This is a genomic window from Thermoflavimicrobium daqui (assembly GCF_003313465.1).
GTDB classification, from domain to species: domain Bacteria; phylum Bacillota; class Bacilli; order Thermoactinomycetales; family Thermoactinomycetaceae; genus Thermoflavimicrobium; species Thermoflavimicrobium daqui.
Window position 1 is genome coordinate 465,426 of sequence record NZ_KZ845665.1, and the last position, 22,090, is coordinate 487,515.

Here is a 22,090-nt window from a genome sequence, read left to right on the forward strand (position 1 = left end):
CGAGGGTTTGCATGAGTTAAAAGAAAAAGATCAATTGGAATCTCTCTAGTTTTCAATAGATTGATCAAAAATGTCATCTTTTTTTCACTTTATCCGATTTTTTCTTAATAGTAGATCTGTCATGATTGTGGGGGGACAATATCGGGTTCAATTAAGGGGGTGGATGCTGTTACTCTACTGAGTGGCAGTGATGTAGATGAAAAGCAGAAATTGGCTAATTGCAGCCTTGCTCATATTTGCAGTTGTTGGAACAATATGGTGGAAATGGCCACAAGAGCAAGTGACATCAACGCAAAAAGGAGCAAATCAAGGAAAAGCAGCGGTTACTCATGCAGATTGTCGTGAAGAAGAGCAAGCTGAAACAGGATATTGTGCACCAAACTTTACTTTGACCTCACTTGATGGTAAAAAAGTGGAGTTATATCAAAATCATGGGAAGCCAACTTTTCTTAACTTCTGGGCATCTTGGTGTGAACCATGTAAAAGAGAGATGCCAATGCTTCAGAAGGCCTATCAAAAGTATAAAGGACAAGTTAACTTTTTGATGGTAAACGCAACAGCATTTGACGATGAGAAAAAAATGCGCGATTATGTAAAGCAGAACGGCTTTAATTTTCCCATTCTTTTAGATCCATATCGACCGAAATATGTAACAACTACACAAACTCATTATGGTGTTTTAGGCTTTCCGATGACTTTCATTGTGGATGCGAAAGGGAAAATCATGTATAAACACCCAGGGGAGATGAATCAAGAAGTACTTGATGATATTATGCAAAAACTGACCAACTAGAAAGGGAGAGGGCGAAGAAAAACAATGGAACAAATCACATGGTGGCTTGCTTTTGGAGCGGGCTTTCTTTCTTTTATTTCTCCTTGTTGTCTACCGCTATATCCTTCGTACTTATCATACATTACAGGCATTTCTGTTTCGCAGCTTAAGGACTCATCACGCCCACGCGAAGTTCAAAAAGCAGCTTTGATTCATGCTTTTTTCTTTGTTTTGGGCTTTTCTTTGATTTTCTATGCACTCGGCTTTGCGGTAAGTTGGGTTGGATCACTTTTTAAAGCATATCAAGATGTAGTGCGTATGTTATCAGCTATTCTCATGATTGCGATGGGATTATTTATGCTCGGAATTTTTCGTCCTAAATTTATGATGAAAGAAAAGAAATGGGAAGTTTCAAAGAAAGGACTAGGCTTTGTAAGTTCTACGTTCATTGGTATGGGCTTTGCAGCGGGATGGTCCCCATGTATTGGGCCTATTTTAGCATCTGTATTAGCAATGACATCGCTACATCCAGAACGTGCTTTTGTCTATATCACCTTTTATACTTTGGGCTTTTCAATTCCTTTTTTATTAATGGCTTTTTTTATTGGTCGGACAAAATGGTTGCTGAAAAATTCGAGCCGTTTTATGAAAGTCGGTGGAGCTTTGATGGTGATATTTGGGGTTCTACTATATACAGACCAGCTGACGGTGATTATTGTATGGTTAACTCAGCTGACGGGTGGATTCCGTGGCTTTTAGTGCAACTTTGTAGGCAAGTAGCTGAAATGAAAGGTCATTTCAGCTTTTTTTTTAGTGTGTTACAATCGAAGCAAAAAATAATAGATGTTATAGAATAAGGTGAGATGATGAAGAAAGAAACTCGATTATGGATTCGACGCGTTATCTTTCTGGTATTACTGGCGGCTCTTGGTTATTCTTTATACCTTGTCATTAATCCAAGTACTGCCCAAAAACCACAAGTAGGACAAGTTGCCCCTGACTTTCAGCTTAAAACGTTAGATGGTAAAGAAATTAAATTAAGTCAACTACGAGGAAAAGCAGTTATGCTTAATTTTTGGGGAACTTGGTGTGAGCCTTGTCGCAGTGAAATGCCTGCTATGCAGAGCATGTATAGTAAATATAAAAATAAGGGATTTGAAATTTTGGCTATTAATATTGCAGAAACGGATATTGCTGTCTCGAACTTTAAAGAGCAATATCAACTTGGATTCCCTATCTTGATGGATAAAAGCCGCGATGTAGTCCGACTGTACAAAATTAAGCCATTACCAAGTAGTGTTTTTATTGATCCTCAAGGTAAAGTTAAAAACTTTATTGAAGGTCCTTTGGATACAAGTCAGCTAGAGCTTTATATTAATCAGATTTTACCGAGATAGAGTTTTTGAAGTAATATGATGTTAAAAAGGAAAGTTCAAAGTAAAATAAAAGAAAAAGAGGTGTTTTCGATGAAGAAATATGAAGATCTAGAAGCCAAGAAGTTGAGTCAGGATTTTGCTGATATAAAAGAAAATTATATCTGGATCGACGTACGTACACCAGAAGAGTATACAAATGGTCATATCCCGGGAAGTATACATATTCCTCATGATCAGATGGAATTACGCTATCAAGAGTTATTACCATACAAAGAGAAGAAGCTTCTTTTAATCTGTCGAAGTGGAAAGCGAAGTGTTTTTGCTGCTAATGTTTTAGCTGAGCACGGTTTCCCCTCGTTGTTTAATATGAAAGGCGGAATGTTAGAGTGGACAGGTCCCATCGAGTAAGTCAGTCAAGACAATTCCCCTTTGCTCGTACTGTTAATCGTTTATCAGAATTGATCGGCCAAACTCCAGTTGTGAAGCTGCAAAAATTGGTTAGTCCATCGAGTGCAGATCTTTTTGTGAAGCTAGAGAAATTCAATCCTGGCGGTAGTGTCAAAGATCGTACTGCATACAATATGATTGATTGGGCTGAAAAACAAGGACATCTTCGGCCTGTTTCCACTATTATTGAGCCAACGAGTGGAAATACTGGGATTGGCCTTGCAATGGTTGGAGCCTTTAAAGGCTATCGGACGATTTTAGTGATGCCAGATACGATGAGTAGGGAAAGGATTCGAATTTTAAAAGCATATGGTGCGGAGGTTGTGTTGTCTCCCGGTAGTGAGCGGATGCCAGGGGCTATTCGCCTTGCAGAAGAGCTTATGAAGAAAATTCCTCATTCATTTATGCCTTATCAGTTTCAAAATGTCGCTAATCCAGATGTTCATCGGCGAACCACAGGCCCAGAGATTTTAGAACAGATGGAAGGTAAGTTAGATGCATTTGTAGCCACTGCGGGAACAGGCGGTACTATTACAGGGACAGGAGAATATCTACGTAAGCATATGCCTCACTTAAGAATTACGGTGGTTGAGCCTAAAAATTCTCCCGTTTTGGCAGGAGGAAAACCAGGTCCACATAAGGTGCCAGGAACAAGTCCAGGCTTTATTCCTCCGATTTTAAACCAACAGATTTATGATGAAATACTACATGTCACTGATGACGAGGTCACAGAGATAACAAGGAGTTTAGCACGAGAAGAAGGCTTGCTTGTAGGACCTTCATCAGGCGCTGCGGTTTGGGCAGCATTACAAGTAGCTCAACAGCTTGGAACAGGCAAAAAGGTTCTTTGCATAGCTCCTGATACAGGAGAGCGTTATCTAAGCACAGATATTTTTGCATTTGAAGGTTGCGATACTAATAAGTCCTTATAAGTTTTCCGTGCTTGATCTTGTAGAAAAGAGGGCAGATGCTTTGACTACCTCCTTACAACAAATCGTTATAGATGAAATAAAAAAGTCTTCCAGAAGGGCACTGCCTTTCTCCCGGTTTATGGAGCTATCTTTGTATCATCCGGATTGGGGATACTACCAAACAAAACAAATGAAACTGGGAAAAGAAGGAGACTTTTTTACGAATGCGCATGTAGGAGATTTAGTAGGGAAAGTATTAGGTCGTGTTTTTCATAAATGGAGTCATAAGCCTTATGTTATTGTGGAAATGGGACCTGGGGATGGTAGATTAACTGAAGCGGTTATTGGTAGCTTGCTTCAATTAGGTGTCTCGCCGGATATGATCCAATTTTTTTTGGTGGAAACAAGTGACTATATGAGGCAATGTCAGCAAAAGAGGCTATCTGGTTTACCCATCTCCTGCAAATGGGCTTCCCATATTTTAGAATTGCCCAAAGTTCCATTTGCAATTGTATATAGCAATGAGCTAGTGGATGCTTTTCCTGTGCATCGAATTTGCCAAGTAGGTGAAAACTTACAGGAAGTCTGTGTCACTTTTGATGAAGATCAGGAAATTTTTCATGAGGTTCTGGCTCCATTATCCACAACAGCTTTGCAACATTTTATCCAAGACTTTGAAATTAAGCTTACAGAAGGACAAGTGATTGAAGTCAATTTACAGGCTTATGATTGGTTAAAAGAACTGGCTAGCTGGATGGAAACAGGGTATTTATTAACGATCGATTATGGTGGCACTCAAGAAGAGCTTTTTAACTCCGTACGTAAAAATGGAACCATACGTTATTATCGCCATCACCAAATACTAGATGATCCCTACTCTTTGTTTGGGGAAATTGATATGACAAGTCATGTTAATTTTTCTTCGTTGATGAAATGGGGGGAGGAGCTAGAGTTTCAAACCGTAGGATTTCAGACACAAGGAGCTTTTTTATTAGATCAGGGAATTTTGGATCTGGTTCCAGTGGTTCCAGCTTCTAACCCGTTTAGTCCTGAAGCAAAACAAATGAGAGCGATGCAGCAATTGATCCACCCAGATGGAATGGGAGAAGTATTTCGAGTACTTGTTCAGAAAAAATAGGTTGTTTAAGGAATGTAAAAGAGAAACTAGGGTAAATATGAATAAAAGCTCCCAGTGGGAGCTTTTATTATTAATGAACGGCAGCTTGTACTCCATCCATCATAAAAGTAGCATACCAAACCATACCACAGAATGAGACAAACATGTATCCAGCAAAGAAGTACATATATGTTTTTTCTGTTAATTTAAGTGCACCTAAAATGACAAAGAAAGCAGTTTGTACTAAAAAGAGGATAGCTGGAATATACATTTCTCCTGCTAAAAACATAAGTGCTATAACTCCAGCCCAGAAACCTAATACATGAAACATGCGTGCCATCTAGCCCACCCCTTTCCGTTTAAGGCTACCTCATTTTATGAACCTTTAATTGCTAATTTGTGCATACGATCACAGATTTATTATACCTAGAGCTTTTTAGGGTATCAAGTTAAGAAGAAAGGATGTTTGAAATGAAGACACTTGTTTTCTCAAAAAAAGATGGGATCGGCTGGATTCGTTTTCATCGACCAGAGGTGCGAAATGCTGTCAATCTACAGATGATAGAAGAATTGGAACAAGTTATTACGAAATGTGAACAAGATGATACACTCCATGTTCTTATTTTTTCTGGAGATGAAAGAGCCTTTGTTTCAGGTGGGGATGTCCGGGAGTTTCACCAATTGGAGAAAAAAGAAGAGATTTATCCCATCATGTTTCGAATGGGACAGCTACTAGAAAGAATGGATCAATTGAACTGTTTAACTATAGCAACAGTTGAAGGAACAGCAGTAGGAGGAGGTTGCGAGATCTTAACCAGTTGTGACCTTTGTGTAGCTTCCGAAAAAGCTAAATTTGGCTTTATACAAGTTCATTTAAAGATTACGACAGGTTGGGGAGGAGCGGGTCGATTGACTAGAAAAATCGGTTCGGGGCGAGCTTTATATTTACTATTAACGGGTGAAATAATCTCTGCTACCAAAGCATATGAACTGCAACTGGTGGATCACCTTTATAAACAAGAAAATTTTAGAGATGAAGTTACAGCTTTGGCAGAACACTTGGCAAGTATTCCTTCTAAGGTTATTCAAACTTACAAACAAATCGCTAGACTCAATGGGGCTACACCGACATTCCCTCTTGAAGCAGAAAGTTGCTCTATTCTCTGGGAAGGAAAGGAACATAGACAAAAGGTAGAAGAATTTTTACGAAGAACAGATAGGTAAACATAGACAAGCTTGTAACTTTTTTAAGAGAGATAAATGTATACATCCACATGATTTCGGTTATAAAAATTAATAGTTACATATACTAGGTTTTATATTAATTGCATACAAATAGAACAAATAGGTTTTTGTTTAAATGATACGAGATCAAGTAAAAGGAGGTGGATACTGTTACTTAAATATAGGCAATAGTCCATGAATGCGGACAAATAAAGATAACGTTAATCATGGATATATTCGTCTATGTTTTCAGTAACAGGAGCCTGATGGCTGTTAAACGTCAAGATGCTTGGATGGCGGAAGATGATATGGTATTAGCAGAAGTAACACTTCGGCATATTCGTGAAGGCGGGACTCAGCTGGCTGCTTTTGAAGAAGTAGCACAAAGGCTAGGTAGAACCCCTGCAGCTTGTGGATTCCGCTGGAATAGCTCTGTAAGAAAAAAATATGAAGCTGCAATTCAAATCGCAAAAGCTCAAAGACAAAAAAGAAGTCAGGAGAGAAGAATTTCTTATACTACATATACATCTAGAGAGGATCATTTACAAGATCCAAATTATTCACTGGATCATATAATCCGTTTTTTACGGCAACATAAAAACGAGGTAGGCGAGCTTCGTAGGCAACAGAAACAGTTAGAAAAAGAATTACAAGAGCGAGAAGAGCAGATGGAGAGATTAGAAAGAGAAAATTATGCAATGAAAAGTCAGCTTGACTCTATGCAAAATAATTATCAAGTAGTCAATGATGATTATCGTACATTAATTCAAATCATGGAGCGGGCTCGAAAGATGACTATACTGGATGAAGAGGAGAATGGAATGCATAAAGCTAAATTCCGTATGGAGACGAATGGGAATTTAGAAAGGATTGATAAATAGTAACAGGAGAGTCCCCACAAACGATACGCTGTGGGGACTTTTTTTATTTGAGAAAAATTGATTATACTTGTAAAGAGACACCCTCAGGTAGCCATACATAAGGGCTTTCACCACGGTCACGAACCGGGTTATAATGCACAGGTTGAAAACCCATCTTTTCCCAAAAAAGGGTAGAACGATTACGGGCATTTGTTTTAATGGGGAGTCCAAAGCTTTTGGCAAAGGAGATTAGTTCACTCCCTAATCCGTTTCGTTGATAAGGTGCTAATACTTCTAGCTTCCATAGCTCTAAATGATCTTGAGCAGGCAGAAAATAACGATCATATTTTCCTGAAATCTGATATAAACTCATACGGGCGACTAACTTATCATCTTGGTAAATCCCATAAAAGGGTGAATCCAATTCATTTTCTATCAGGTTTGCTTCTAGGTCACCTAACATGGATAATTCAGCTAAGCCATACTCACGAAACTCTTTGAATTCCTCCAATGTTTTGAAGTTGATTTTTAACTTTTCAACCTGATATAGCCCCATAGTTATTCCCCCCATTTATCAATGTGCATTCTTATTCCTATTATATATCAATTAAAATTTCTAGGAGGAATCAATTTATTTTTGTCGAAAATCTCACTTAGTGATATAATTTACTCGTTTAGATAGAAAATTATAATTTTTTTGCCGTTACTTATTTCTATTTTACAAAAGGAAGTGATAGGAGTATGGCTATTCAAAAGGTTTTAATTGCTAATCGTGGTGAAATCGCTAGACGTATTATTCGAACGTGTCAAGAACGAGGCGTCAAAACGGTAGCAGTGTACTCCGAAGCTGACAAAGACTTACCTTATGTAAGCGCCGCTGATGAATCGAGGTGTATTGGAGAGCCACCTGTAGCTAAAAGCTATCTACAGATGGATAAGATGATTGAAGTTGCCAAAGAAGTAGGCGCAGATGCGATTCATCCAGGGTATGGGTTACTATCAGAAAATGATGAGTTTGCTAGGAAGGTCATACAAGAGGGAATCATATGGATAGGACCAGACCCAGAAGTAATCGCTTTGATGGGAGATAAAGTCGTCGCTAGACAAACCATGCAAAATGTAGGTGTTCCTGTAGTACCTGGGGCTGATCAGATAAGTACTATTGAAGATGCAGTTCAGGCAGCAGAACAGATCGGGTTACCTGTGATGATCAAAGCGAGTGCTGGTGGTGGCGGAATTGGAATGTATGTGTGTCATACTTTAGAAGATGTGAAACAGTTTTTCCCAACAGCACAAAGCCGTGCAAAAGCATATTTTGGAAATGATCGTTTATTTATTGAAAAATGGGTTAGTCCATCACGACATGTAGAGGTACAAATCATCGCGGATGCCAGTGGTCAAGTTCTTCACTTATATGAGAGAGAGTGTTCTGTTCAAAGGCGAAATCAAAAAGTGATTGAAGAAAGCTTGTCCCCATCGATTTCATCGGAAACCCGAATACGTTTACACGAAATGGCAATCCAAGCTGCCCAGGCAGTTCAGTATACAGGAGTAGGTACAGTAGAATTTTTAGTAGGACCTAATGATGAATTTTACTTTTTAGAAATGAATACACGTTTACAAGTAGAGCATCCCGTAACAGAGTGTATAACAGAGTTAGACTTGGTATCGTTGCAACTTGATTTGGCAATGGGGAATAACATCCCATTTTCACAGGATGAAGTAAGAGCCAAAGGGCATGCGATGGAGTTTCGCATTTGTGCAGAAGATCCAAAACAATTTATCCCTTCTCCCGGAAAAATATCAAGGTTTCGGATACCTAAAGAAAAGGGAATACGTGTTGATGCAGGCGTAAAAGAAGGAAGTGTGGTTACACCATTTTATGATTCGTTAATTGCTAAGTGCATTGTAAGCGGTTCCAATCGTGAGGAAGTTTTAGAAAAGAGTAAGCAAGCTTTACAATCCTTTGAAATTGAAGGAATCAAGACAAATATCCCAACACTCATTCGAGTTTTGGAAGAATCTAAATTTGTACAAGGTAATTATCATACGCAGTTATTAAAGGAAATGGGTTACAAAGCTTAAAAGGAGTGAATGAGATGGCAAAGGTTTATTCAAATATGGCAGGAACAGTGTGGAAGGTACTCGTAAAAGCTGGAGATCAAGTAGAATCAGATCAAACTCTTATTATTTTAGAGTCGATGAAAATGGAAATACCCATTCTAGCAGAGCAAAATGGAACCGTAAAAGAAGTAAAAGTAAGTGAAGGGGATTTTGTTAATGATGGTGATGTGCTCGTCGATATAGAAGAGTAGAAAGGATGAGATCATGATCCAGGTGGTTGAAGTGGGTCTTCGAGATGGCTTGCAAAATGAAAAGTTAATGATACCTACCCATGTTAAACAAAGATTGGTACAGAGATTAATAAATGCTGGGATTAAGGAGATTGAAGTCACTTCTTTTGTGCATCCTACCTGGGTACCGCAATTGGCAGATGCTGATTTATTGGCAAGTCAGCTTCATATTGATCCCGGTGTAACTTATCGAGCGCTCGTTCCTAATCGCAAGGGATTGGAACGAGCCCTTCGAACTCCTATCCATGAGTATGCTGTGTTTATCTCTGCTAGTGAGACACATAATCAAAAAAATATCAATAAAAGTATTGAGGAAACATTTCCAGTTTTACAAGAGGTAGTAGCAGAAGCTAAACAACATCAAAAACGAGTACGTGGCTATGTTTCTACAGTTTTTGGCTGTCCCTATGAAGGGAAAGTGGATTTAAAGCAAGTGGTTATGATTTGTGAGCGGCTGATGGACATGGGCGTTTATGAAATCTCATTGGGCGATACCATTGGTGTAGCTACACCTAATCAAGTAAAGGAAGCATTAACTGAGCTATTGAGGCAGTTCTCAAGTGAACAGTTGGCTGTACATTTCCATGACACAAGGGGAACTGGACTTGTCAATGCCTATGTCTCCTTAGAATGTGGTATTACCACTTTAGATAGCTCTTTGGGAGGTTTAGGTGGCTGTCCCTATGCTCCAGGAGCAACAGGTAATCTCGCGACTGAAGATTTAATTTATATGTTAGATGGAATGGGAATAAAGACAGGTATTAACTTAGAAGAGCTTTGCCAGACGAGCCACTGGTTAGAAGAACAATTAGGTAAGAAGCTATCCTCGAAGGTGCTAAGAAGTTATTTTCAATAGCCGATCATTTCTAATAGAAAGGAACGAAGATCATGGGTCAAATTCAGTGGGAAAGGGAGGAAGGAATTTCGATTATTACCCTGTCCCGCCCTGAAGTATACCATGCATTAAATTATTCTTCTCTGAAAGAATTAGAGCAAATTATTACGGAACTGAAGTATGATCGAAATACTCGTGTAGTTATTGTTACAGGTACGGGTGAGAAAGCTTTTTGTGTAGGAGCCGATTTAAAAGAGAGACGAACATTTAATGAAGAACAAGTTCGCCGTTATATTTTCCAAATTCGAGAAACATTTTCGAGTTTGGAACGGCTTCCTCAGCCAGTGATTGCTGCAATCAATGGGATGGCGTTGGGAGGAGGAATGGAGCTTGCCTTAGCTTGCGATATTCGGATTGCAGGGTCACATGTTGTACTAGGACTTACAGAAACATCGCTTGGGATTATTCCTGGTGCTGGTGGAACTCAGCGTCTCTCACGTATTGTTGGGAAAGCAAAAGCAAAAGAATTGATTTTTACTGCACAGAAGATATCAGCGAAACATGCTTTCGAAATCGGCTTGTTAAATGAAGTAGTCAAACCAGGTGAAGAACTTGCTCAGGCAAAAAAGATGGCAGATCTGATCAAGCAAAATGCACCACTCGCTGTGGCACAGGCTAAATTTGCTATCGATCAAGGTATGGAAACAGATCTGACGACTGGACTTGCTCTTGAAACAAAAGCATATGAAACATTAATCCCGACTAAAGATCGTCTGGAAGGACTTCAAGCATTTAAAGAAAAGCGAAAGCCTTGTTATAAAGGTGAATAAGTAAGGGGGATCATACATGAAACCGTCTTGGTCAGAACAGCTTCGTGAACGTGAAAAACAGATTAAATCAGGTGGGGCGCCTAAGTATCATGAGAAATTGGCAAAACAAAATAAACTATTTGTTCGAAAGAGACTTGAACTGCTGTTTGATGATGGTTTTGAGCTAGAAGATGGACTGTTTGCGAACTGTACATCAGATGGCTTACCAGCGGATGGGGTTATTACTACAATTGGAAAGATTCACGGTCAGACCGTTTGTGTGTTGGCAAATGACTCGACTGTAAAAGCGGGTTCTTGGGGAGCAAGAACTGTTGAAAAAATGATTCGAATTCAAGAAATTGCTGAAAAACTAAAAGTGCCTATGCTCTATCTCGTTGATTCTGCGGGTGCTCGTATCACTGATCAGATTGAAATGTTTCCAGGCCGAAGAGGGGCAGGGCGGTTATTTTACAATCAAGTCAAGTTATCTGGAATGATACCACAAGTATGTATTTTATTTGGCCCTTCTGCAGCTGGTGGAGCATATATTCCCGCATTTTGTGATGTAGTGATTATGGTTGATAAAAATGCAAGTATGTATCTTGGGTCTCCGCGAATGGCTGAAATGGTCATTGGTGAAAAAGTTTCACTCGAAGAGATGGGCGGAGCTCGTATGCATTGTACAGTAAGTGGTTGTGGCGATATTTTAGCTAAAGATGAGGCAGAAGCGATAGCAACTGCACGGCGATATTTAAGCTACTTTCCGGCTAATTGGGAAAAGAAACCAGAGTTGACTCCAGCCAAATTGCCAGCAAAAACAGCCCGTCCTATTGCTGATGTTGTACCGGATCATCAAAATATGCCTTTTGATATGCTCGATTTTATTCATGGATTAGTTGATGAAGATAGCTTTATGGAAATAAAGCCATTATTTGCAAAGGAACTGGTTACAGGCTTTGCTCGCCTGAACGGACGAGCCATTGGAATTGTTGCCAACCAACCGAAAGTTAAAGGAGGCGTTTTATTTGTAGATTCTGCAGATAAAGCAGCCCGATTTATTACCTTATGCGATGCCTTTAATATTCCCCTTCTCTTTTTAGCTGATGTACCAGGATTTATGATTGGTACCCAAGTAGAAAAGGCAGGGATTATCCGGCATGGGGCAAAAATGATTTCAGCAATGTCTGAAGCGACGGTTCCGAAAATTTCTGTGATTGTACGTAAAGCTTATGGAGCTGGACTTTACGCTATGGCTGGCCCCTCATTTGAACCAGATTGCTGTTTAGCATTACCGACTGCACAAATTGCAGTGATGGGACCAGAGGCAGCTGTCAATGCGGTATATAGTAATAAAATTGCTGAGTTAGAAGAACCTGAGCGAAGCCGTTTTATTCATGAGAAACGGGAAGAGTATAGACAAGATATTGATATTTACCGTTTAGCCAGTGAACTGATTATCGATGGTGTAATTGCTCCAGAAGATTTACGGCAAGAGCTCATTGATCGCTTCACTGCCTATGAAAGTAAACAAGTTCACTTTAGTCAGAGAAAACATCCTGTTTATCCGGTATAATAAAAGGAGCCATAATTAATGGCTCCTTTTTTATTTGGAGGTGATAGGATGAGGACGGCAGTTATCGGCTGTGGTTCACTTGGTTTATTGTGGGGAGCTCGCTTTACCCAAATACCAGGAGCCTTAACATTACTAACTCGTTCTAAGGAGCAGCAACAGCAGCTGAACCAATATGGAATTGATTTTGAAAGCCTTGATGGGCGAAAAAAACAAATTCCTGTTCAAGCCATGTGGATTGAAGAATTACCACAGCCTGTACAATTTGACATGGTACACGTTATGGTAAAACAAAATCATCTACCACCGATCATTCCCATCCTACAAGAAATAACAAGTCCCACTTCTCGCCTGTTATTTTGGCAAAATGGGTTAGGACATGAAAAACAGATCGAACTGTTAGCTAATCGACCTTGGACTTATGCAGCTATAACTACGGAAGGAGCACATAGGAGCTCTTATAATACGGTAAAGCATACAGGTAAAGGTGAAACTTGGGTTGGTCCGTTTCCGAAGTTACTTACTTTTGATCCTCCTATACAAGAATGGATCATCGCGGTAGAAAATTTAGGTTTGCAGATCGCAATGGATCAGCAAATTTTTCGCAGAATGTGGGAAAAATTAGCGATAAATTGTGTGGTTAATCCAATCACTGCGTTACATCAAGTGAAAAATGGGGAATTATTATCATCGGAATATATTTCGGAAATCGAAAAAATAAGCAGAGAAGTACAAGCAGTGGCACAAAAGAAAGGATTTTCTTTTGAATTGGATGATATGATACAAAAAGTGGCTTATGTTTGTCGAAATACGAAAAATAATTATTCTTCTATGCTTCAGGACTTATTGCAAGGAAGGCAGACGGAGATTGATTATATGAATGGGGCAATCATACGCTACGGAAAGGAAGAGAAAATTCCTACAGCATATAATCAGTATCTAGTGGAAAGGATTCATCATCGAGAAAATAATGGTTGACTAAAAAAAGGGGAGAATACTCATCCTGAATTAATAGAAGGATGACTTGGAGGAGATTTTCCCTTGGTAAATGTAAAAAAATTTTCGATGATGTCTTCAACAATTGCGATTTATTTAAGTGCGTTGGATATGGTTGTATTAATCCCTGCACTAAATTGGATCAATAGAGAATTTATGTTATCAATCCGTTGGGGTGTATGGGCAGTAGCTATTTATTTAATTAGCTTTGCCGTAGCGTTACCCTTGATGGAAAGATGGGCTAGTTTGGTGGGGCGACGAAAAGAAATGGGATATGCTTTACTTTTTTTTTCGAGTGGAGCAGTCTTATCGGCAGTGAGCCATAACTGGTTATTATTTTTATTTGGACGAGGCTTGCAAGCATTCGGTGCCAGTGGTATGGTTCCATTTTTATCTCAAAGATTTTACCGTTTGTTTCACATCTCTCGTACAAAAGGCTTTCGATTGATTTGGATTGCTTTATTGATCCTAACCCCTATTTTTTCTGTTACGTGGATCAGTTTACTCGGGTGGCGTAGTTTCTTTTTATTATATTTATTACTGGCTTTTTTTCTCTTTTTCTTACTTAACAAATGGCTACCTCAAAAGATGATGGGGACACGTCATACAAGTTTTAGTTGGGGGACACCCATCTTTGGTTTAATCGTCATCTTATTGATGTTAGCAATGACCCGAATTTATCTACCACTTGGATTTCGTGCTTGGATTCATCCCCGTGTACTTCCGTTGTTGATTCTTGCTCTGGGTTTAATTGTGATTCTTTTTATGGTAGAAAGAAAGAAACGATACCCTTTTTTCGAACCGCATTTATTTGGAAAGCCATATCTTTGGTTATTGTATATTATTATTATGATGACTGGATTTAGTTGGGCCATATTGGTATTATTGCCATGGTGGTTTACTCACTTCTTCCATCAGCATGATCTTTGGTATGGAGGTATTTTAGCTCTTATTTTGGCAGCATCTGTTGTTACAGTGTGGGTCACTCAGAAATGGGTGGAGCAAATATCTTTTTCAGTTATTGCAGGTTGTGGATTTATTTGTGCAGCAGTGAGCTATATATTGTTATTTTGGATTCAAAACATGTGGCTGATTTTACTCTTATTTGTGTTACTTGGAATTGGTATGGGGTTGACCATATCGGCACCAGTTCATCATGTATTATTTCGAATGGTTGAACCTGAACGCTGGAGAAGTGGTTTAACAGTACTTGGTATGTTTCGAGCTGCTGGAGGATCACTAGGACTTGTGGTGATGGCACAACTACTAAATGTATGGGAGCCAGGGTTATCACGCTGGTATGACCCCAATTATCCTGTTAATCCTTCGTTAGATATAGCATTTGGTTATATGTTTAATCTCGCTGCACAAAGTGCTGTAATAGGAGTTATCCTAAGCTTTTTCTTGTGGTGGAGAGGAAAACGTGGGTATTTACAATAGATTGATAAGACTTAACAAATAAGGCTATAAGATAGTCTTATTTGTAACTTAGATAGCTTCTTAGATAAATGTCGTTGTTTTAAACTTCGTTTCAATGATTTAAGATCTGAATATGATTCATCCAGATAACTGTATAGAAAGAGGGGGCAAGGTGCATGAAGCAAGTTGCACCAAACAGGATGAAGTATAAACAAATAACGAATCCTTGGTCGAGTCGCTTTACTATAGATTATTATAATTTTAATAACACTATTCATTCTTTATATGAATACAACCCTTTTGATGATCAAAGTTATGTCAAGCGAATTAGCTATCTGGAAGGAAGGGAAAATCTTGCACATAGACAAGAATTAGTGCAAATACTCCGCTCTTTTCATGCCCCAGAATTACTTCATCCTAAGGTCGAATATAACTTACAACGATTAAGTCAATCTGACAGTGTAGTAGTGATTGGTGGACAACAAGCAGGACTGATGACAGGTCCGATGTATACAATTCACAAAGCCATTACGATTATTCAAATCGCACACAATGAAGAGAAAAAACTGGGCCGCCCTGTTATTCCGGTTTTTTGGATAGCGGGTGAAGATCATGATTTAGACGAGGTAGATCATGTTTGGATTCAAGATGATCGAGCTCAACTTGTTAAACATCGCTTGGATTATGAAGACAAAGGGAAATATCCAATTTCTTCATTAAAAATTAAACCCGAGCAATTGCATATCTGGTTGGCAGAGCTAAGTAAACTTTTACCAGATAGTCCATACAAACAAGAGTGGCTTAAGCGATGTACAAGTTTAATTACAGAACCTATTTCCTGGACTCGTTATTTCGCTAGACTCATGCATGATTTATTTGGAAAATGGGGTCTGATTTTAATTGATTCATCTGATTTAGCGCTACGGAAGTTTGAAGTATCTTTTTTTCAGAAACTCCTTGAGAAAAATCAGATTTTGAGTGAGAAAGTAGCTAAAGCGGCCACTCAATTTGAAAAACTGGGATATGATGTGCCTGTTGAGCTATCTGATCAAAAAGCTCATTTATTTATTCATGCAGATGGGGAACGCCATCTTTTATATCGTGATCAAGATGAATGGTTTACCAAAGAAGGACAACACCGTTTCAGCACAGAACAAATTATTAAAATTTTACATGATAGTCCTGAAAAATTTAGTAATAACGTTTTGACACGTCCATTGATGCAAGAATTTTTATTCCCCACGCTTGTATTTGTTGGGGGAGGTAGTGAAGTTGCATATTGGGGATTGTTAAAAGAAGCTTTCTTGGAAATGGGTCTTCAAATGCCAATTGTATTTCCACGTCCGAGCATGACGATTGTTGATCGGCGAGTGCAAAAAAGGATGGAACAGTTTCAATTAACCTGGAGTGATCTTGTTTCGGATTTAGAAAAGAAGAAAGATGAGTGGTTAGAACACCAGACTCATGTGGATTTTTCAGCAATGTTTGATGATCTCAAACTAAAAACCGAAGAATTATATCAACCACTCATAAAAATTTTGAAAAAAGAAGTTGGTATGGATTTAAACCAAATGGCAGAAAAAAATAAGCAGAAGGTATGGGAACAAATAGACTTTCTTGCACAATATACCGAACGGCAATTCACACTTAAACATCAGACTGTACTTCGTAGATGGGATGAGCTTATAAGCACCCTATCACCGAGAAAGCGCCCACAGGAACGAGTACTTAACCTTCTTTCTTTTTGGAATCGGCATGGTTTAGAGTGGATAGATCAAGTGATTAGTGATCCATTTATCCATCGAGAAAATCATCTACAATTAATAATTATGTGAATTGGTTTTCCGCTTTCAACTTATTTTAGGTATAATATACAATGACATTATTATTTTTTTTTCGGTCAGAACGATGGAAGAGTTGTTGCATAAACAAAAACCCATTGATCTTGATCTATTACCTAATCAGCTACAGGAGTGCAACAATCTCTTAAGTCAGCATTTGAAATTTTCCTTTGACCGTAACTAGTATAGAAGTCTACTATAGCTAGAAAGAGAGGTGAAAACCTGCTACTTTAACTATGAACTGGCTGATAGAGCATATAGGATAACTCGATGTTAAGGCTAATGCCAAGCTTTATAGATAGAATGAAATGAAATAGGAAATCTGGTTATATATATACTTTGTCTATACCGAGAAACAAGTAGCAGGGAAGTATGAATTCAGTAGAAAAAAGTATGATTCGTGATGTAAATCTAGCATCACAAGGTCGTATGAAAATGGACTGGGCATGGGAGCATATGGCGATCTTAAGTCGTTTACGTGAAAAATGGTTAGTGCAAAAACCATTTGAAGGCAGAAGAGTAGCTATCTCATTACATCTTGAGGCGAAAACAGCTTGTCTTGCTGAGTTGCTTCATGATGCAGGGGCAGAGGTAACGATTACGGGGAGCAACCCTTTATCTACGCAGGATGATGTATGTGCGGCTTTAGTACAAGCAGGAGTAACTGTATTTGCTAAGTATAATCCGTCTCCAGAGGAATATAAGCAGCACTTGCTACTAACCTTAGAGACACGACCTGAGCTTATTATTGATGATGGTGGGGATTTAGTTAGCTTACTTCACTCCGAAAGGCAAGATCTGATTGAATATGTACGGGGTGGATGTGAAGAGACAACCACTGGAATTAACCGCCTCGTATCTTTAGAAAAATCAGGGGAATTAAAGTTTCCGATGGTTGCTGTAAATGATGCTTATTCTAAATGCTTTTTCGATAATCGATATGGTACAGGGCAATCCGTTTGGGATGGAATTAATCGTACGACTAATTTAGTTGTTGCTGGTAAAACAGTTGTAGTCATCGGTTATGGTTGGTGTGGAAAAGGTGTAGCACTTCGAGCCAAAGGTTTAGGAGCCAAGGTAATAGTAACTGAAGTAGATCCGATTAAAGCGATTGAAGCTCATATGGACGGTTATACCGTTTTACCGATGATTGAGGCAGCTAAACGAGGAGATATCTTTGTAACGGTTACAGGAAACAAAAATGTAATTAATGGAATGCATTACCGCGTGATGAAAAATGGGGCTATACTTGCGAATGCTGGTCATTTTGACATTGAAATTGATAAGATTTCTTTGGAAAGACAAGCGGTTAACCAACGTGTTGTCCGTAAAGATATTACGGAATATGTCATGGAAGATGGACGGAAAATCTACTTACTTGCGGAAGGACGGTTGGTCAATTTAGCTGCTGGTGATGGTCATCCAGCAGAAATTATGGATATGACCTTTGCTTTACAAGCTTTAAGCCTTCTGTATATCCATGAAAACCATGGGAAAATTGGACCATCCGTAATTGATGTTCCATATCAGTTGGATTCACAAGTAGCTCGGTACTATTTGGATTCACAAGGTATCCAAATTGATGATATGACTGAAGAGCAAAAACAATATCAAGCTAGCTGGAATTTGTAGTTTCCATTAATTTGAAAATCCCCTTTGAATCCTGCACATGCGTGCAGGATTTTTTGTGCCCAATGTGGTATAATTTACAATGTGGTGAAAAGTGGAGGAAAGTGGGGGGAAGGGGTTGACGAGGGGAGGATAAGGTCATGTTCATGGGTGAATATCGTCATTCTATTGACGATAAGGGTAGACTAATCATTCCGGCCAAGTTTCGTGACGGACTTGGTTCATCATTTGTTGTCACACGTGGACTTGATCATTGTCTTTTTGCATACCCTCAGTCAGAATGGATACAATTAGAGCAAAAGCTCAAAGCGCTCCCATTTACCAAAGCAGATGCTCGGGCTTTTACACGCTTCTTTTTCTCAGGTGCGAGTGAAGTAGATTTGGATAAGCAAGGAAGAGTACATATCCCCAGTAATCTTCGTGACTTTGCACGATTAAAAAAAGAATGTGTTGTAATCGGGGTATCTTCACGTGTTGAGATTTGGTGTAAAGAAGAATGGGAAAATTACTATACCCAATCCGAAGACTCTTTTAATGAGATTGCTGAGAGTCTTGTCAATTTGGACTTATAAAAAAAGGATGAAGTAGGTTGTTCAAGCATGAGACAGTTCTAAAATTTGAAGCAGTAGAAGCACTTCAGATCAAATCAGATGGCATTTATGTGGATTGCACTCTAGGTGGTGCAGGACATAGTCAAAAGATTGCTAGTCAATTGGAATCGACGGGTACACTAATCGGCTTAGATCAAGATGAGAGGGCCCTTGAAGCTGCTAGAGAGAGATTAAAAGATGCAGTTTGTCGAATTTTCTTGGTTAAGTCTAACTTCCGCCGGGTAAAAGAAATAGTAAATGAACTTGGATTTTCAGAAGTAGATGGTATTCTCTTCGACTTGGGTGTATCTTCTCCACAGCTGGATGAAGGTGAAAGAGGCTTTAGCTATCATCAAGATGCGCCTTTAGATATGCGTATGGATCAAGAGCAAGAGCGCTCAGCTTTCCATGTAGTTAATGATTCGTCTGAAGAAGAACTCATCCGTATTTTATTTGAGTATGGTGAAGAGAAATTTGCTCGTCGGATTACTAGAGAGATTATCAAGAGGCGGGAACAGCAACCCATTACTACAACATTCGAGTTGGTTGATTTAATAAAAAAAGCGATTCCAGCACCAGCTAGAAGGTCAGGCCCCCATCCTGCTCGGCGTACATTTCAAGCTATTCGTATTGCAGTTAATGATGAATTAAATGTATTTCGTGACGCTTTGGCTCAGTCTGTCGAGCTACTTAAGCCAGGCGGAAGGGTGAGTGTAATTACTTTTCACTCATTAGAAGATCGAATTTGCAAGCAGTTCTTTTTAGAAAAAGCAAAAGGCTGCATTTGTCCTCCAGAATTTCCAGTATGTACATGTAATGAACGGCCACTTCTTAAAGTGATAACAAAAAAACCGATTATACCAAACACAGAAGAATTAGAGAGAAATATACGAGCGCGTTCAGCTAAACTACGTATTGCTGAAAAGTGCTAAGGGGTTAAGAAAGAGCGAGGTAGTGTAAGGAGGTTAAGGGAATGAGAGAGAATCGAGGGAATGTAGCAGTAGCTTTACCTTTTGGACAGAGTACAGCTGCCACAAAACCAAAACAAAAGAGAAGACCGCGTTTAAAAGTGATTGGGCTTACGACGGGAGAGAAGGTGCTATATCTTCTAAGCGTACTCGTTGGTGTTCTGTTAGCTCTCGTTGTCATCTCAAAATATGCAGAAGTGACAGAACTAAATGCGTCCATTAACCAGACAGATACAGAAATTCGAAAGGTCAAAGAGGTCAATCTTCAACTGGATACGGAAAAGAAAAAATTGAATAATACAGAGAGAATCCGTGATTTTGCAGAAAAGAATGGCTTGTATTTAGATACGGTTAAATCACTTCCCTCAATTCAACAGTGAACTAGAATGATGGATAATTGAGACCGAGGATATAGAAAGAAATGAATTGAGGAGAAATGAGCTTATGGGTAGCCCATTGAAACAAAGTAAAGAGCGTTCCCTCCTAATCGGTCTGATTTTAACCTTGTGTATGGCTGCCATAATCTTTCGACTGTTATGGATACAGGTAGTTGATGCAGAAAAGTTGGTCAGTCAAGCTCAAGAAAGCTGGGAAAATAATAACCAGGTGATTAAGGCAAAACGGGGAACGATATATGACCGTACAAAAATAAATGCCTTGGCTTGGGAAGTAAACGCTTATTATTTTGTAGCAGATCCTTCTCAGATAAAAGATGTAAACAAAACTGTCAAACTTTTGTCCCCTATTTTACAAATTGCCGAATCGTCATTACGTGAAAAGGTAAGTCAAAAGAGACGATTTGTTCCACTAAAAGAAAATGGCAAGTTTAAATATCCAAAAGAAGTGTATGATAAAATCCTAAGCTTAAAAGACAATGGGGAGCTAAAAGGAATTTATGGATATAAAACATCTGCTCGTCAATATAGTGGACCGCAATTAGCTCATGTGCTTGGTTTTTTAAATAGTGACGATAAACCTGTGGGTGGAGTTGAATCTTATTATAATGAAAAGTGGTTAAAAGGCAAGGATGGGATTATCAAATATAAAAAAGCAAAAGATGGAATGATGATTTCAGATGGTCCTGAGAAGTTTCAACCGCCTGTTCCAGGAAAGGATTTAGTACTTTCCATTGACTCTAGTATACAAAATCATGTTGAAGCAGTTTTAAATCAAGTGTTGAAATCACACCCAGCTAAAGGAGCGACAGCAATTGTAGCAGATCCTCGTAATGGTGAAATTTTAGCAATGGCGAGTCGGCCCACTTTTGATCCTAATCGTTCTACCTCTACATATACACAAGAAAATGGACTGAATCTAGCTGTCCAAAGCCAGTTTGAGCCAGGATCGACCTTTAAAATCGTTACTTTAGCTGCAGCAATTAACGAAAATCTTTTTGATCCAAATGAAACTTTTCAATCTGGTACGATTAAGATTGATGATCAAACAATTCGAGATTGGCAAGCGGATGGCTGGGGAACGATATCTTATCGTGAAGGAGTTTATAAATCGAGTAATGTTGCCTTTGTAAATCTGGCTGAAAAGTTAGGTGCTGATCGTTTTCAGGAGTACATTGATCGTTTTGGATTTGGGAAAATGAATGCGAAGTTTGGTAAGAAAACAGGACTTGATCTTCCAGCAGAAGAAAAAGGGATTTTTTATCATCGAGTACCATATCGGTCTGAAATAGCAACTGCTGCATTTGGACAGGGGATCTCAGTAACACCTATTCAGCAGATTCAAGCTGTTAGTGCGATTGCCAATGGGGGAGTACTTTATAAACCTCATTTATTAAAAGAAGTGTGGGATGCAGAACAAAAAAAATTGGTGCATCGAGAAAAACCAACGGGTAAGCGGATTATTGAACAAGAAACGGCCAAGAAAGTACGCGAACTACTCCGAGGGGCTGTAAAATATGGCACTGGACAAGAAGCAGATTTGCCAGGTTATCGCGTTGCAGGTAAGACTGGAACAGCACAGAAGCCAGATCCAAATGGTGGTGGATATTTAAAAGATAAATATATTGTTTCTTTTGTCGGATTTGCACCTGCTGAATCTCCAGATGTTGTCGTTTATGTTGCTTTCGATGAGCCGACCAATGCTTATGGTTCTACATCAGGTGGAACGATAGCTGCACCAACTGCCCGTGATATTTTAAAGAAAACACTTCAGTTGCGTGGAGTTCCACCCAAAGATGAAGAGGAATTCGACTTAAAATGAGGTTTTTCTTCTCTTCTTATAACTCACTTTAAGGCAATGATATTGAAATTTTATCTAGCATTATAGTATCATTAAATTGGATTTTCAAACGCCTTTAAGGCGTTTTTTTTGTGTAAACTGTTTCTTTTTTTATCAGTCATATTTATGATATAAAT

23 protein-coding genes are annotated in these 22,090 nt (G+C 38.9%); 21 read left to right on the forward strand and 2 right to left on the reverse strand.

All coding sequences use genetic code 11. The features are described from left to right. The first annotated feature begins 196 nt into the window (after positions 1 to 196). From DL897_RS07965 to DL897_RS07990, 6 genes are all read left to right on the forward strand, one after another. Positions 197 to 793, forward strand: a complete 597-nt coding sequence (locus DL897_RS07965) for a TlpA family protein disulfide reductase (protein WP_113658603.1) — start codon at positions 197 to 199, stop codon at positions 791 to 793. Between the two features lie 24 nt (positions 794 to 817). Then, positions 818 to 1,531 carry a cytochrome c biogenesis CcdA family protein gene (locus tag DL897_RS07970; protein WP_113658604.1) on the forward strand — a complete coding sequence of 238 codons (714 nt, stop codon included), beginning with the start codon at positions 818 to 820 and terminating at the stop codon, positions 1,529 to 1,531. 107 nt (positions 1,532 to 1,638) lie between these two features. Then, a complete protein-coding gene (gene resA, locus DL897_RS07975) occupies positions 1,639 to 2,169 on the forward strand; it encodes a thiol-disulfide oxidoreductase ResA (RefSeq protein ID WP_113658605.1) in 531 nt (176 codons plus the stop codon). A 69-nt stretch (positions 2,170 to 2,238) separates the two neighbouring features. Then, a complete protein-coding gene (locus DL897_RS07980; RefSeq protein ID WP_113658606.1) occupies positions 2,239 to 2,556 on the forward strand; it encodes a rhodanese-like domain-containing protein in 318 nt (105 codons plus the stop codon). A 50-nt stretch (positions 2,557 to 2,606) separates the two neighbouring features. Next, on the forward strand, positions 2,607 to 3,527 hold the full coding sequence (gene cysK / locus DL897_RS07985; RefSeq protein ID WP_240627314.1) for a cysteine synthase A: 921 nt from the start codon (positions 2,607 to 2,609) through the stop codon (positions 3,525 to 3,527). 40 nt (positions 3,528 to 3,567) lie between these two features. Further along, the gene (locus tag DL897_RS07990; protein ID WP_145962209.1) at positions 3,568 to 4,644 is read left to right on the forward strand and encodes a class I SAM-dependent methyltransferase; all 1,077 of its coding nucleotides are present in this window, start codon (positions 3,568 to 3,570) and stop codon (positions 4,642 to 4,644) included. Between the two features lie 70 nt (positions 4,645 to 4,714). On the opposite strand, the gene DL897_RS07995 is transcribed toward DL897_RS07990, so the two are convergent. Beyond that, entirely contained in the window at positions 4,715 to 4,963 is a 249-nt protein-coding gene (locus DL897_RS07995; RefSeq protein ID WP_113658609.1) for a DUF2626 family protein, read from the reverse strand. Between the two features lie 131 nt (positions 4,964 to 5,094). Between DL897_RS07995 and DL897_RS08000 the strand changes: the two genes are divergently transcribed. After that, positions 5,095 to 5,847, forward strand: coding sequence for an enoyl-CoA hydratase/isomerase family protein (locus DL897_RS08000; protein ID WP_168188708.1), 753 nt, complete (start codon positions 5,095 to 5,097; stop codon positions 5,845 to 5,847). A 266-nt stretch (positions 5,848 to 6,113) separates the two neighbouring features. Further along, positions 6,114 to 6,728, forward strand: a complete 615-nt coding sequence (locus DL897_RS08005) for an RsfA family transcriptional regulator (RefSeq protein ID WP_113658611.1) — start codon at positions 6,114 to 6,116, stop codon at positions 6,726 to 6,728. A 61-nt stretch (positions 6,729 to 6,789) separates the two neighbouring features. On the opposite strand, the gene DL897_RS08010 is transcribed toward DL897_RS08005, so the two are convergent. After that, positions 6,790 to 7,263, reverse strand: coding sequence for an N-acetyltransferase (locus DL897_RS08010; RefSeq protein ID WP_113658612.1), 474 nt, complete (start codon positions 7,261 to 7,263; stop codon positions 6,790 to 6,792). 185 nt (positions 7,264 to 7,448) lie between these two features. On the opposite strand from DL897_RS08010, the gene DL897_RS08015 reads away from it, so the two are divergent. From DL897_RS08015 to DL897_RS08075, 13 genes are all read left to right on the forward strand, one after another. Next, positions 7,449 to 8,792: an acetyl-CoA carboxylase biotin carboxylase subunit gene (locus DL897_RS08015; protein ID WP_338067079.1), complete on the forward strand. Its 1,344-nt coding sequence runs from the start codon at positions 7,449 to 7,451 to the stop codon at positions 8,790 to 8,792. A gap of 14 nt (positions 8,793 to 8,806) precedes the next feature. Further along, positions 8,807 to 9,022, forward strand: a complete 216-nt coding sequence (locus DL897_RS08020; protein ID WP_113658613.1) for an acetyl-CoA carboxylase biotin carboxyl carrier protein subunit — start codon at positions 8,807 to 8,809, stop codon at positions 9,020 to 9,022. A gap of 13 nt (positions 9,023 to 9,035) precedes the next feature. Then, positions 9,036 to 9,917, forward strand: a complete 882-nt coding sequence (locus DL897_RS08025) for a hydroxymethylglutaryl-CoA lyase (protein WP_113658614.1) — start codon at positions 9,036 to 9,038, stop codon at positions 9,915 to 9,917. 32 nt (positions 9,918 to 9,949) lie between these two features. Next, a complete protein-coding gene (locus DL897_RS08030; RefSeq protein ID WP_113658615.1) occupies positions 9,950 to 10,726 on the forward strand; it encodes an enoyl-CoA hydratase in 777 nt (258 codons plus the stop codon). A 16-nt stretch (positions 10,727 to 10,742) separates the two neighbouring features. Further along, positions 10,743 to 12,278, forward strand: a complete 1,536-nt coding sequence (locus DL897_RS08035; RefSeq protein ID WP_113658616.1) for an acyl-CoA carboxylase subunit beta — start codon at positions 10,743 to 10,745, stop codon at positions 12,276 to 12,278. Between the two features lie 48 nt (positions 12,279 to 12,326). Continuing rightward, positions 12,327 to 13,253 carry a ketopantoate reductase family protein gene (locus DL897_RS08040; RefSeq protein ID WP_168188709.1) on the forward strand — a complete coding sequence of 309 codons (927 nt, stop codon included), beginning with the start codon at positions 12,327 to 12,329 and terminating at the stop codon, positions 13,251 to 13,253. A 63-nt stretch (positions 13,254 to 13,316) separates the two neighbouring features. Next, entirely contained in the window at positions 13,317 to 14,711 is a 1,395-nt protein-coding gene (locus DL897_RS08045; RefSeq protein WP_113658618.1) for an MFS transporter, read from the forward strand. Positions 14,712 to 14,866: 155 nt separating this feature from the next. Next, a complete protein-coding gene (gene bshC, locus DL897_RS08050; protein WP_113658619.1) occupies positions 14,867 to 16,525 on the forward strand; it encodes a bacillithiol biosynthesis cysteine-adding enzyme BshC in 1,659 nt (552 codons plus the stop codon). Positions 16,526 to 16,903: 378 nt separating this feature from the next. After that, the gene (locus DL897_RS08055) at positions 16,904 to 18,163 is read left to right on the forward strand and encodes an adenosylhomocysteinase (RefSeq protein ID WP_113658620.1); all 1,260 of its coding nucleotides are present in this window, start codon (positions 16,904 to 16,906) and stop codon (positions 18,161 to 18,163) included. A 137-nt stretch (positions 18,164 to 18,300) separates the two neighbouring features. Next, positions 18,301 to 18,732 (forward strand): division/cell wall cluster transcriptional repressor MraZ, encoded by a 432-nt coding sequence (gene mraZ / locus DL897_RS08060; RefSeq protein WP_113658621.1) that lies wholly within the window; start codon positions 18,301 to 18,303, stop codon positions 18,730 to 18,732. A 17-nt stretch (positions 18,733 to 18,749) separates the two neighbouring features. Beyond that, positions 18,750 to 19,682, forward strand: coding sequence for a 16S rRNA (cytosine(1402)-N(4))-methyltransferase RsmH (gene rsmH / locus DL897_RS08065; protein WP_113658622.1), 933 nt, complete (start codon positions 18,750 to 18,752; stop codon positions 19,680 to 19,682). A gap of 41 nt (positions 19,683 to 19,723) precedes the next feature. After that, complete coding sequence (locus DL897_RS08070) at positions 19,724 to 20,098, forward strand: hypothetical protein (protein WP_113658623.1); 375 nt, start codon at positions 19,724 to 19,726, stop codon at positions 20,096 to 20,098. Between the two features lie 64 nt (positions 20,099 to 20,162). Then, positions 20,163 to 21,935 (forward strand): peptidoglycan D,D-transpeptidase FtsI family protein, encoded by a 1,773-nt coding sequence (locus tag DL897_RS08075; protein ID WP_113658624.1) that lies wholly within the window; start codon positions 20,163 to 20,165, stop codon positions 21,933 to 21,935. Positions 21,936 to 22,090 lie beyond the last annotated feature (155 nt).